Annotated in this window: 11 protein-coding genes and 1 pseudogene; 4 read left to right on the top strand and 8 right to left on the bottom strand. The window is 59.4% G+C overall.

Annotated features, from left to right (window positions below; genetic code table 11):
* Positions 1–9 precede the first annotated feature (9 nt).
* Complete coding sequence (locus tag FJ527_RS22180; protein ID WP_140620418.1) at positions 10–2,406, bottom strand: 1-deoxy-D-xylulose-5-phosphate synthase N-terminal domain-containing protein; 2,397 nt, start codon at positions 2,404–2,406, stop codon at positions 10–12.
* Positions 2,407–2,529: 123 nt separating this feature from the next.
* Here FJ527_RS22180 and FJ527_RS22185 point away from each other — a divergent pair, with 123 nt between their 5' ends.
* Entirely contained in the window at positions 2,530–3,003 is a 474-nt protein-coding gene (locus FJ527_RS22185; protein WP_140620416.1) for an Lrp/AsnC family transcriptional regulator, read from the top strand.
* A gap of 350 nt (positions 3,004–3,353) precedes the next feature.
* Here FJ527_RS22185 and FJ527_RS22190 read toward each other — a convergent pair whose 3' ends face one another.
* Together FJ527_RS22190 and FJ527_RS22195 are read right to left on the bottom strand one after the other, a co-directional pair.
* The gene (locus tag FJ527_RS22190; RefSeq protein ID WP_246677771.1) at positions 3,354–3,683 is read right to left on the bottom strand and encodes an ArsR family transcriptional regulator; all 330 of its coding nucleotides are present in this window, start codon (positions 3,681–3,683) and stop codon (positions 3,354–3,356) included.
* 239 nt (positions 3,684–3,922) lie between these two features.
* The gene (locus FJ527_RS22195; protein ID WP_140620412.1) at positions 3,923–4,156 is read right to left on the bottom strand and encodes a hypothetical protein; all 234 of its coding nucleotides are present in this window, start codon (positions 4,154–4,156) and stop codon (positions 3,923–3,925) included.
* A 449-nt stretch (positions 4,157–4,605) separates the two neighbouring features.
* On the opposite strand from FJ527_RS22195, the pseudogene FJ527_RS22205 reads away from it, so the two are divergent.
* The 3 genes and pseudogenes from FJ527_RS22205 to FJ527_RS22215 form a co-directional block, all read left to right on the top strand.
* Positions 4,606–5,099: pseudogene (locus FJ527_RS22205) on the top strand (helix-turn-helix domain-containing protein); the annotation flags it as partial.
* A 155-nt stretch (positions 5,100–5,254) separates the two neighbouring features.
* Positions 5,255–5,506, top strand: coding sequence for a helix-turn-helix domain-containing protein (locus FJ527_RS22210; RefSeq protein ID WP_140620410.1), 252 nt, complete (start codon positions 5,255–5,257; stop codon positions 5,504–5,506).
* On the top strand, positions 5,506–6,819 hold the full coding sequence (locus tag FJ527_RS22215) for a type II toxin-antitoxin system HipA family toxin (protein ID WP_140620408.1): 1,314 nt from the start codon (positions 5,506–5,508) through the stop codon (positions 6,817–6,819). Before FJ527_RS22210 ends, FJ527_RS22215 begins: the two co-directional genes overlap by 1 nt.
* A 33-nt stretch (positions 6,820–6,852) precedes the next feature.
* On the opposite strand, the gene FJ527_RS22220 is transcribed toward FJ527_RS22215, so the two are convergent.
* From FJ527_RS22220 to FJ527_RS22240, 5 genes are read right to left on the bottom strand one after another with little or no spacing between them, the layout of a single operon-like run.
* A complete protein-coding gene (locus FJ527_RS22220) occupies positions 6,853–8,805 on the bottom strand; it encodes a type IV secretory system conjugative DNA transfer family protein (RefSeq protein WP_140620406.1) in 1,953 nt (650 codons plus the stop codon).
* Positions 8,802–9,827, bottom strand: a complete 1,026-nt coding sequence (virB11, locus tag FJ527_RS22225) for a P-type DNA transfer ATPase VirB11 (protein ID WP_140620405.1) — start codon at positions 9,825–9,827, stop codon at positions 8,802–8,804. The genes FJ527_RS22220 and virB11 overlap by 4 nt, the downstream gene beginning before the upstream one ends.
* Positions 9,793–11,016, bottom strand: a complete 1,224-nt coding sequence (gene virB10 / locus FJ527_RS22230; protein WP_140620532.1) for a type IV secretion system protein VirB10 — start codon at positions 11,014–11,016, stop codon at positions 9,793–9,795. The genes virB11 and virB10 overlap by 35 nt, the downstream gene beginning before the upstream one ends.
* Positions 11,016–11,828 carry a TrbG/VirB9 family P-type conjugative transfer protein gene (locus FJ527_RS22235; RefSeq protein ID WP_140620530.1) on the bottom strand — a complete coding sequence of 271 codons (813 nt, stop codon included), beginning with the start codon at positions 11,826–11,828 and terminating at the stop codon, positions 11,016–11,018. The genes virB10 and FJ527_RS22235 overlap by 1 nt, the downstream gene beginning before the upstream one ends.
* Positions 11,828–12,523 (bottom strand): type IV secretion system protein, encoded by a 696-nt coding sequence (locus FJ527_RS22240; protein ID WP_140620403.1) that lies wholly within the window; start codon positions 12,521–12,523, stop codon positions 11,828–11,830. The genes FJ527_RS22235 and FJ527_RS22240 overlap by 1 nt, the downstream gene beginning before the upstream one ends.
* Between the last annotated feature and the right edge of the window lie 32 nt (positions 12,524–12,555).

Here is a 12,555-nt window from a genome sequence, read left to right on the forward strand (position 1 = left end):
GCCGAGATGTTAGACGGCCGCTCGTAAGTGTCGGATTGGCCTTCCAGGTGAAAGCGACTGCGCGGCTCGCGCGATGCTTTGCGCGTCAATTCCATGGTGCCGATAAAGGTCCGCGATGGTGCCCGACTGGCCGAAATGCTCCACGCCCAGTGAACGGGTCTTGTGACCCTCGACGGATCCGAGCCAAGCAAGCGTGGCGGGATGGCCGTCAAGCACGGTGATGAGCCCACAATATGAGGGGACGCTGGCAAGCAGGCGCTCAACAGGGCTTTGTGCATGGGCGACGCCGTGCTCCCTGGCGCGCTGCGCGGCCGTCCATCCCGCATTCAGGCGATCTGCAGACGTTACCGCCAAAAGGCCCACATCGCGGCGATCCTCTGCAATCAACCCAATCGCATCAATGGCTTCGGGTGCAACCGCTCCCGTATAGGCGATCACAATCTGGGCATTTGGCCCTGGCTTTCGCATCCAATAGCCTCCATTGAGGATGTCTTCAGCCAACGTCTGATCAATGACGCGTTTGGGTTGTTCAATCGGCCGAGTCGACAGTCTGAGATATACCGAGCCTCCAGTGGCATCCCTGAGCCAGCTCACGGGATCGGGCTGGGTGTCTCCATCGCGCTGGATGTATTCAAACGAAAATCGCAGAATGGTTGCAAGCTCGTCGACGAAGGCTGGCTCAAAGCTGGCGAGCCCATCCTGAGCCATGCCGATAAGTGGAGTTGCTATCGATTGATGGGCGCCGCCTTCAGGCGCCAAACTGATCCCGGAAGGGGTGGCAACGACAATGAAGCGCGCATCTTGGTAGCAGGCGTAGTTCAGCGCATCGAGCCCACGTTCGATGAACGGGTCATAAAGGGTCCCTATCGGCAAAAGCCGCTCGCCAAATGTCGAATGGGAAAGCCCCAGAGCCGAGAGGTTTATAAACAAGTTCATCTCGGCGATGCCGAGTTCGATATGCTGGCCTTTGGGCGAGAATTGCCAGTTGAAGGTCGACGGGATCCGCTCCTTCTTGAATAGATCCGCCTTCTCTTCCCGGGCAAAGAGCCCCCGACGATTGACCCATGCGCCGAGATTGGTTGAGACGGTGACGTCCGGCGACGTTGTGACGATCCGTCTCGCCAGATCAGTCTCCGTCTTGGCGACCTCGTGGATGAGAATTCCGAAGCCGTGCTGTGTGGAGACAGGAGATTGCACCTCTATGGCAAACGCCTCAGGGACAGCGATTTTCGGTGCCCGGTGGCGGCCACGGCGCCGGGCATTGAATGGAGCTTCCTTGAGGAAAGCAGCCAGCTCAGCGGCAGGCAGCTGAAGACCTTCAAACAATTCCCATTCGCAGCCCGGCCGAATCCGAAGACGAGCGCGCAGGTCTTCGGTCTGCGCGGTGGTCATCAAACCTGCATGATTGTCCTTGTGGCCCGCCAGCGGCAGGCCGAATCCCTTGATCGTGTAGGCGAGAAAGCAGATCGGCCGGTCATGCTTGCGGGCCTCTTCGAAGGTCCTCAACAACAGGGGCAGATCATGACCGCCAAGGTTTGTCATTAAGCACGCAAGGTCTTCGTCCGAACGCTTTTCAATCAACCGGGAGATTTGACCCTGGTCACCGATCTCATCGAGCAGGCGTCTGCGCCACGCTGCCCCACCTTGATAAGCCAGAGCCGAATAGAGCTGGTTGGGACAATTGTCGATCCAGGCGCGTAAAGCCTCGCCCCCAGGCTCCTCGAAGGCTTGCTCGAGCAGGGAGCCGTATTTGAGGATTACCACCTCCCAGCCGAAATCGCGAAACAGAGAGACGAAGCGCTCCCACAAGCCCTCCCTTACGACCGCGTCCAAGCTTTGGCGATTATAATCAACGATCCACCACGTGTTGCGCAGACCGTGTTTCCAACCCTCGAGAAGAGCCTCAAAAATGTTACCCTCATCCATCTCGGCGTCGCCAATAAGCGCGACCATGCGGCCTTCCGGACGGTCCTTGGCCATGCCTTTTGCTCGAAGGTAATCCTGCACCAATGAGGAAAACAGGGTTTGCGCGACGCCCAGTCCGACAGACCCGGTCGAGAAGTCGACATCGTCCGTATCCTTCGTCCGTGATGGATAGGACTGCGCACCTCCATAAGCGCGGAAGGATTCCAGTTTCGACCGTGTCTGGTTGCCGAAGAGATACTGGATGGCGTGAAAGACCGGACTTGCATGCGGTTTCACCGCGACCCTGTCTTCTGGATGCAAGACCGCGAAGTATAGCGCAGTCATGAGCGTGGTGAGCGATGCTGACGAGGCCTGATGCCCTCCAACTTTGAGCCCGTCGTCATTCGGCCGAAGGTTGTTGGCGTTGTGGACCATCCATGTGGAAAGCCACAGTACCTTGCTTTCGAGTTCCTTGAGGCACGCGAGTTGAGGATCGTTCATTTTATAACTCCACCGAGAGGAGGGAGGATAGGAAAATCCAGCGGGCGATTGCGGCTAAAAGCGCGATAAGCTAGAGCCGCTTCGGCCGGACTCAGCTAATTTTTATGCAGGAAACAAAAACCTATGCCAAAAGATGTGATTGACGATATCGATCGCAGGTTGCTGGCTGCACTTCAGTCGGATGCTCACGCGACAACGGAAGATCTCAGCGAGATCGCCGGGCTCTCTCCATCGCCTTGCGCGCGCCGAGTGCGGATGCTCGAAAAATCAGGCGTGATCAGAGCCTACGTGGCAATCGTTGATCAGGTGAAGGTTGGATTGCCCGTTAGCGCCTTTGCTTCCGTCAAGCTTGAGCGACAACGGGAGGAAGAGCTCGATGGTTTTTCGAGCGCGGTCCGTCGTTGGCCGGAAGTCGTCGAATGTTATTTGATGACCGGAAAAATGGATTTCTTGCTGCGTGTCGTCGTCAAGGATCTAGAGGCATATGAAACCTTCCTGAAGCAGAAACTCACCAGGCTCGACGGCGTGGCCTCGATCGAATCCAGCTTTGCGTTGGGCCAGGTGAAGCATGCTCACGGGTTGCCGATCGGCGTCTGACAGCCGGCCTGTAAATCTCGCGGGCGACCAGGGCACGGTAAGCCTATGGTGCCAGATAGCGAACGAATCCTATCGGGCTACGATATTGACGACGTTGATGCCGGCGCCGTTTCGTATTTGCGCTATTGCTAATATTAGTTCATGATCCTTCTGCCGGGGGGGATCGCCGGCATGGCCCGGTTGGGGACCTTCAAGCCCAAATCAACCCCTCGGTAGCCGGGCCGCTCATCATCAATTGGTTGACGAAGGCCGCCGCACAGGCCCGGTGGTATTCCAACGGATGAACTCGGTTCCTTCCCTGTCGATTCCCGCATAGACTTAACAGTCCCTCATGGGGGGTCCGCAAGGGCTCAATCTGGAATTCCCAAGTCTGCGTTTTGCTTCGAAGGGCCACTTCCATAAGCGTGGTCCAGCAGGGCAAGCAGTTTGCGGGCCGAGTCATTGCAACAGGAATAGTGAACTATGTTGTCACGGTCGCGGCGGACGCGGACCAGGCCGAGTGCGCGTAACTTGGCCATGTGCTGTGACAGTGCCGACGAGCTAAGCCCCAGTTGCTCTCGAAGCGCCTCAGCCGGCAATTCGCGGTCGAGCACGAGGTGCATGATCAACAGGCGTCGAGCATTGGCCATCGCCGTCACAAATCTTGCAGCCTCTTTAGCTTTAGCCCCAATTTGTTTCACGCGCCCCCCTGCCGAGCGAAGTTCGGCGACCGATATGCCCATCGTCACGTCGGCGGGCGCCCGTCTTTGAGCCCTGTAGCCACGCCATAGGGGTCCGTCGGGGAGCGCGCGGCGGCCTTCCTGAACGCTGTTTCATCGCGGTACGCGTAAGGGCTGGACGCCTTGCCCATGAAATGCTGGTCGATGTTCCCCTACCCACTGGCGTGCCATTGGGGCGAAGGGGACAAGGAAGTCTAGGTTCACGATCGTTCTACATTGGCTTGCATTGGCAGATTGCGCACGCGATCTTCCAGATCGCGCTGCTTTTCTTCGTTCGAGGCCAGCCGGTTGAAGGCATGTTCGGCAAGCATGGACCCGACGGATATGATCAGGAGCGGCGCGGTCCACGTCCAGCAGGAATGCAAGGCGAAACACGCCAAGCCGGCGACAGCGGCCGAAACCGCAAAGATCGCGAACCGGATCATCTGGGCCATCGTTACTCCCTGTCCAATTAGCATGATCGAGGATTAATGCAGCAAGGGGCTGCATTAGCAATGATTAAAGCAAGCTGGAAGGCCGCAGGAGCGTCATCTCAGTCGCCGAGCTGACACAAAAGCTTTTCACTGACGCCAAAAAGGTCGGCATCAGCAGCACTGAGATCGAGGAAGATACTGGCAGCCCTCACTTGGCAGTCGGGCACGACTTACAGGCGGCGGCCAGCTCAACTCTCTATATGGTTGAATCTAAACGACAATATTCCGTTCCATAATGTATGTTATGCCGCAAAATGGTTCTAGCAGCTATTTAGTAATGCGACAGTTGCCCCAGTTAGAGATGCGACACTTCCCGCGTCCGAGGCTGGTCAACATGAAGCTGGAAGGGAAGGCTAGCGACTTCACAGAGTCTGGCGTGAGGGCGGGCTTATTGCGGGAGCCGTCATGCTTTGGTCACCTTGTCGCAAAAAGAGCTGCATCGTCCCGAAGCCATCCAGAAGATCCGCGACCGACGGCTGAGCGTCGTACATGCAGCGGAGCTCCTTCACCTCAGCCGCAGTCAGGTTCACCGGCTGTTGCAGGCCTATGACCAGGACGGCGCCGGCGGGCTGGCGTCCAAGAAGCGCGGTCGGCCGAGCAATCGACGCCATGATGAGGATTTCCGCAACACCACATTGGATCTGGTAAGCGATCGCTACCGGGACTTCGGCCCGACGCTCGCCCGAGAGAAGCTGCTTGAATGGCACCAGATTGCCGTCAGCACCGAGACACTACGCAAATGGATGACGGAGCCGGAATCTGGACTTCACGCCGTGAGCGGAAGCGCCAACTGCATCAGCCGCGCGGTCGGCGTGACTGTCTGGGCGAGCTCGTGCAGATCGATGGCTCTCACCATTGGTGGTTCGAGAGCCGCGGCCCCAAATGCGCCTTGCTCGTCTATATCGCGACGCGATCAGCCGAGGCATTAAGGGGGTTCCCGTGGGAGCATCTGTTATGCGCTTCCTTGGATAATTGCGTATATCCGACTTAGCAGATAAGTTCAGGATATTCGATCTAACACATATTTACAAAATATAGAAGCTGACGCATAATTCGAGCATGGTCCTCGCCCGTACCCCTGAGCAAATCGGAAATGCTATCCGCCGCGCTCGCAAGCAGAAAGGCCTCAGCCAAGCCGCGCTTGGCGATCGTGCCGGTATGCGGCAGCCCTCCGTTTCCATTATTGAGAGCGGGAACCCAGCCGCCCGACTTGACAGCGTGCTGGCTTTGCTGGCAGCCCTCGACCTGGAGTTCCAAGTCGCGCCGCGCTCCAAGCGGTCCTCCTCTGAAATAGAAGACCTGCTCAGCTGATGGGTCGGCGGCCCCTTCACGTGCCGTTGCGGGTCTATCTGAACAACCGCCTTGTCGGCCAGCTCAGCAAAGAGTCCAGCGGCGCCGTTCGCTTCCGCTACGAGGATCACTGGCTTGCGCGGCGGGGCGCGTTTCCGGTCTCCCTCTCCCTGCCTTTGCGCGAAGATGCCTACCGGGGTGAACCCGTCAACGCCGTTTTCGAGAATCTGCTGCCTGACTCGGACGCGCTGCGCCGCCGTGTGGCCGAGAAAGTCGGCGCGCGGGGTATAGACGCCTACAGCCTGCTGGCGCGGATTGGCCGCGACTGCGTGGGCGCACTGCAATTCATTGCCGGAGACGATGACTTACCAGATATCGAAGCTATCAGCGGCGAAGCCGTCGATGACGGTGAGATTGAGAAACTCCTCAAGAACCTGGCACAGGCTCCGCTCGGCTTGAGCCGCGATGATGACTTCCGCATCTCTGTCGCCGGCGCTCAGGAGAAGACGGCCCTGCTCCGGCATGACGGACGGTGGCTCAAACCGCACGGCACCACCCCCACCACACACATCTTCAAGACGCAGATCGGCACGCTGCCTAACGGCATCGACCTCACCAACAGCGTCGAGAACGAGTTTTACTGCCTGGCGCTGGCCGAAGCGTTTGGCCTGCCCGTCAACACGGCGCGCATTGCCACCTTCGGCAAGACCAAGGCGCTGGCCATCGAACGCTTCGATCGACGCTGGACCGAGAGCGGACGCCTCATCCGCCTTCCACAGGAAGACTGCTGCCAAGCCCTCTCTGTGCCGCCGACCCTCAAGTACCAACACGAGGGCGGGCCAGGCATGGCGGCAATCCTCAATCTCCTCAAAGGCAGTGATACGCCGGCAGAAGACCAGAAGACCTTCCTCGCCGCCCAGATGTTGTTCTGGATCCTAGGCGCGACTGACGGCCACGCAAAGAATTTCAGCGTGTTTCTGGCGCCCGGTGGCGGCTACCAACTGACCCCGCTCTACGACATCCTAACCGCTCAGCCGAGCCTCGACTTGAACCAGATCACGCGCAAGCAGATGAAGCTGGCAATGGCAGTGGGAACGAACCGTAACTACCGGATAGACCAAATTCACCCGCGGCATTTCCTTCAGACCGCCGCCGCGGTCAAACTGCCGGACAGCGTGGTGAATGGGGCCATGGCGCATATCGCAGAACGTGGCGAACGCGCCTTCACCCGGGTAACTGAACTCCTTCCTCGTGACTTTCCCGAAGCGATCCACGCCAGCGTCAGTGCCGCCGCCCTACCGCGGCTGAGGGCGTTTGAAGAGGCGGTGTCCTGAGTAGGACAAGAACCACCCCGGATGGATAACAAGTTAGCTCGTGCCGAAAGTTGACGGGCCCTGACTGCATGCATCGTCTTCCTGCCCGGTCGGATCGTCAGGCACGATCTCATCAAAAATCGCGGACCAATTCCGCTTTGCCTTGCCGCTGGATCTCTCGGATACCGTGGTGGTCAGTTGTTTCAGTTTTCGAGCTGCAGCAACAAAGCGCGCCTCTATCGCAGCTCCGGAGGGAGGCGTAGGCGGATGAGCTGTGCCGAATGCTGCAATGCGGCGATCTTCGGACGCGCCCGACTGGGAATAGGCGTCTGTGAGCGCGGGTATCGCAGCCCGCGGCAGCAGCTCCGTCGCTGGTACATCGGGGGTATTGGATCGCGAGAACCGCTCCATTGCCTTGAATGGAGAAGTCGCAAAAAAGCGCAACTTGTCTGCCAAAACAGGCGCCTGCCCTTCTACGAGGATGACCATCTTGTCGGCGGGCATTTGCCTGACCTCCTGAGGCATCATCAGATCGCGTTCGCGCACCTGTTCGACTTTGGTGCGGCGATGCAGCCCCATCAGTTCGATCGTTCTCGACTCCGTCCTGTAACGCACTGTCTTCTTGCCCAGTCCCCTTGAAACGCTCTCGGCCGTGACCTGGTCGTTTGCGCCAAGCACTAGCTGATATCCGCAATTGCCCATAAGCGAATGGCGGGCGGTTTCGCCGTAGATCTCATCCAAGTTTTTGAGGTCTTGGATGATGAAGGCCATTTTTATGTTGTAGCCGGCCACATAGGGCAGTTTGCTGGTGATCTCGGAGACTTTTCTCAGCTGCCGAAACTCGTCCAGCAGGAAGTAGATGGGCAGCGAATTCTGGTCCTGGGTGAGCAGCAGCGTGTCCAGCGACTGTTGGACAAAAAGCGATAGCAGCGGTTTCAGCATCGCCACGTCGGTGATGTTGGGCGCCAGGTATATCGAGATCGGTCGATGCTTCAGCGCACGAAGATCCATGTCGGTGACCTCGGTGGCTGCGACCACGCGCTCGTTGCGAAAGGGACGCAGGGCCTTCTGCACGTCGAGCAGCGCGGACGCAGCGGCGCGCTCCGACAGCGCGATATAGGCGTTGAAGCTTTCGAGCGTAAAGCGCGACAGGTTCGGCTCCTTTTCTTTGATGAGGCTCATCAGGGCCTGCAGATCGACGCCGCTGTTGAAGAATGAAATCACCTCGCCAAGATTGCGGCGGCCGCGATAGGAGTCGCTCTCGTTCACGTAGCTGATAGCCCCAGCCAGCACCAGCTGCGCGGTGGCCTGCCAGATCGCGTTCTCGGAATCGGCACTCTCGGGGACGAGAATGCTTGCTATGTTCAGAATGTCCGTTGTGCGATCGCCCCGGTCGGGCCTGATGAAGTCGAGCGGATTGTAACGATGTGTTCTTTCGCTGCCCGGCGCGAACAGGAAGACCTGGTTTCCGGTTGCCTTGCGATACCCGGCCGTTGAGCGGAAGATTTCGCCTTTCAGGTCGGTAACGATCATCGACCCTTGATGAGTGAGTGCGTTCGGGATGACGTAGGAGGTCCCCTTGCCCGAGCGCGTCGGACCGATGACCAGGTGATGGCGCTCGTCTTGGACGCGAAGGACATGGCGCCCGTAACGCCCCAGAATGTGTCCGTGGCGCCGGAACCATCTGCCATGCCGCAGCGAGGTCGTATTTTGGAAACGAGCATTGCCAAGCGGTTCGGAAGCACGCTTCAAACCGAGAGAGGCGATCGCACCGGCGATGAGGACCGACACGGCGGCTGCCCCCAGACTGGTCCGCTGCAACACGGCGTTGTGAGGGTAACGGGCAAGCTGCTGGAGCGCTGCGAACGGATTGGTTGTCGCGGTGACCTGCAAGATGCGGCCGTCGCCATACAACAACTGTAGCACCACCCCGTAGGCGAGCAGCCAGACGACAAAACCAATCGCGAGGCAGAAAACGAGATAGGCGATGCGGAACGTGCCGGTCATGATCGATCCATTCTTGAGAAATAGATCTCCGACACGCCACGACGTCCGCCCTCGCGCCTCAGCTGGACAACGATCGGAATGACGCTGCGAATGTAGGAAATAAGGTCGGCTTTCGAGTAAGCTGCCGACAGACCCGATTGCATCACCATCATGGCGAGCTGCTCATAGGCGCCGCGAGGCGTGTCGGCGTGGACTGTCGACATCGAGCCTGGATGGCCCGTGTTGACCGCACGCAGGAACGAGAACGCCTCACCTCCTCTCACTTCGCCCACGAACAGCCGGTCCGGGCGCATGCGCAACGAGGCCTCGAGCAGGTTCTGGATCGTCACACTCGCCGTGCCTTGGTCGCCTTTGGATGAAAGCAGGTGCACGGTGTTGCGCTGGGGAGGAAACAGCTCGCGAGTATCTTCCAGCGTGATCAGGCGTTCGCCCTCGTGGACGGCCTTGAGGCAGGCGTTCATGAATGTGGTCTTGCCGCTTGAGGTGCCACCACTGATTAGCATGGAGACGCGGCTGAAAATGGCGCTACGGACAAAGCCATAGGCGTCGTCCCTCCGCAAAAGCTCCGTCAAGCCGCGATCGGCATCGTTCATGCCGCTGATGCCAACGGATACCTTATTGAAGGCGCCAGCGTCGCGATAATCCTCAAGCGTGAACTCGCCAACGACTTGCTTTCGGATCGAAACCGCGCCCCCCTCGGGCGCTGCCGGCGGCAGCACGAATTGTATGCGCTCCCCAGTTGGAAGGGCTGCGCTGAGGATCGGGTTTGCGGGACCAATGAACTGATTGGTGGCGGCCGCGACCCGTTCGCCCATATGGACGATTTCGGAGGCTGTCAGCTTTGGAATGTGATGGTATTCCATGTGACCGGCACCAAGGCGCTCGACATAGACATGGCCAGGTTTGTTGATCGAGATCTCGACAATCTGTGGATCTGTCAGCAGCGGCCTGAGCGGTTCGAGAGACCGGTGAAGGAAATAGTGCCGGTCATTGTTGCCAGGCTCGATCGAAACCGCGCTCATGACGAATTTCCTCCAATGCCTCTGAAACCGGATCGTCGTAGACAGCGGAAAAGTCGAGGTCCTGGCGCACGAAGACGAAGATCCGCTCGCCTTGCGGCACGCTGATCGTCGGCGGGATTTTCAGGCTCTCGCCAAGCGCCTGGTTGGCCATGTCCGAGACCGTCTGAGCAATCGTCGAGCGTGCGTTATCCTCAGCGCGCCTTGCCTCGTCGCTGCCTGTCGCGGTCTGGCTGCCGTAGCCGGTCAGGTAACTGGCGCCGCCGCCGACGATCGAAAGCAGGATGGCCGCGCCGAAGCGCTCCCGAAACTTGGTGTCGACCCGGCCGGTAAGCCCGGAGCGGCCAAGACTGTCGGCGCCGATCGAGTTCAAGCGGACGCTGACACCGTCATCGCGAAGCAATCGTGTCCAGATCACGAAGATGCGCTTCTGGCCGCGGGTGATTTCGGACTGGTATTCACCTATCAGCCGCGTGCCTGTCGGGATCAGTACACGACGGCCGTCGAATGAATAGACGTCCTCGGCGACGATGGCGCGGATCTGACCGGGAAGGTCGCTGACAACCGCGGTCTCGAGAATGCCGGGAAGGAGCGTGCCTTCCGCAATCAGTGCATCGACCCGGGCGATCTTCCTGGCCCGTGCCGAGCGATCGCCGATGTTGGCCGCTGCAGCGAGAAACTTGCTGTTACGGTCTTCGCCGGCAACGGCGCGCGGTTGCGCATCGCCGGCCGAGGCGCCTTGCTCGTCGCTGGTCGCCCCCTTTTCGTCGAAGACGATCATCTTGGAACGAAAGCGTTTGGGAAACTCATCGCCTGGGGCTGCCGGGGCGTCGGGAGCGGATAGAGGCGCTGCGGGCGGTGGCACATCGAAAGGCGTGACATTGGGACTCGGCACTGGCGGCGGTGGTGGCGGTGGCGGCAATTCGATCACTTCGGGCGCGGTGGGCTTCGCCGGCTGTTCTCGCTCACGCATGAACGAAGGCGGCCGAAAACTGGTGGTCGAGAACTCCTCGTCACCGGCTGGCACGTGGCCTTGCAACGGTTGACGCCCAGCCAAGGTAAAATAGCCCGCCACAAGCCCCAACAGGATCAGGACGGCACCACCGGCAAGCTGCTTGCGACGTACGGACCCGTCCGCAACAGCGGGGTCGTCATTGCCGGCCAAAGCCTCCAGTTCGGGACTTCGCTGGATCAATTTCCGCTCCTCCTGCGGACCGTTGCCATGTCGTCTCGCACTGGCGCCAGCGCGTCGGCATCGGGCGCGCCGAAATCGGGCTTTCGAAGATTGAAGATGCACAGCCACTGATTGCCGTCGCGCAACGTGTATTGGGCGGCGACACCGTCGACGACGATGTACTCGCCTTCCTTGCGGAAGTTCCTCAGCATCTCCGAGAAATCGGAATTGACGGCGAAGATCGCCGCGGCACGCCGGCCGAAACGGAAGAAAGTCTTTGTGCCGTCATCGAACACTAACGCCGGCTTCAGACCCGCATCGCCGGAAAATGAATAGTCGATGTTGACATTGGCCTTGTCGATCGCGGCGATGTTGGGCCAGGCCGCGCGCTGCTCAGCTTCGCTCCTCAGCGCCGCGTCGCGGTCCTTCTCCGGATAAGCGAAACGAATGCCGAACACCTGTCGGCCTCCTGCGGGAGCACTATCCTTCAGCTCCAGAAAGTAAATGCGCCTGCTGGTCACGACGTTCATGTTCGTCGTCACGTTCCTGGCGATCGGCTTGACGAAAAGGATGTTGCCCTGCTCAGCAGGAACGACCTGCCAACTTTCGCTGTCGCCGAGCGATATGGTCTGAAATTTCTCCTCCTCGTCGAAGACGATCATCGTCGATACGCCATAGCTTGCATGCACTTGGACGACGTTGTTCTCCTGATAGGTGACGCTGGTGATGCGCGCGTCCAGGCGACCGGCCTTCGGCGTCTGCGCGCCGAAGGCCACAGCGGTGAACTCGAAGAGGATCAGATAAGCGACCACGACCAGACCGCGTGCCATCATTCGGAACCGCCCGGTGTCACCGTTTCCTGGTCGCGGCGGTAGCTGTAGACCTGGAAGCCGAGCGGATTTTCGAAGCGCCATTCGTTCTTGAGCGGGCTCTCGGTGTAGCGGAATCTCACCACCGAGATCCAATGCCTGTGAATGGCTTCCGTCTCGCTCTTTTCTGTGGTCGAGAAGCGCACGATCGCCGTACTGGCGTTTGGGAAGGTGACGGACTTGATATCGACAAGCACCCGCTTCAGCCGGCCATAGATCTTCGCCGGATTTTGCGCGTTGGCGGCGCTGAACTGCATCTGCAGGTCGCGGGCCGCCTCGTCGGTCGACAAAAGCGCCGCGATCCCGAAATATTCGTCGATGGCAAAAGGATCATATCCCTCGCGGTTGCGGATGTAGCGAACGACATTGGCCTGGGTGACAGCCTCCTGACCGGTGAGATCAGAGGTCCTCGTCAATCCCGACTTGACCTCGATATAGCCGGTGTTCCTGTCGACCTCGACCACATAGGGCTCGAAGCTCTTCAGCGGCACCATCAGCACCAGCGCCAACAGGGCAAGGGCCGCGATCGAGGCAAATAGCAGCGTGAAAAACCAGGCGATGCGGCTGGAGCGCATGGCGCGCTTGAAGATCTCGTGCTCCCAGACGTCACCGTCCTGGAAGTAGGATCTCAGCTTTTCGTCGAGGGGTTCTGCCATTGGACGTTGCGGAGCGTTGGAGGACAATTCTG

Origin of the sequence: Mesorhizobium sp. B2-4-18 (genome assembly GCF_006441385.1) — a bacterium.
GTDB classification, from domain to species: domain Bacteria; phylum Pseudomonadota; class Alphaproteobacteria; order Rhizobiales; family Rhizobiaceae; genus Mesorhizobium; species Mesorhizobium australicum.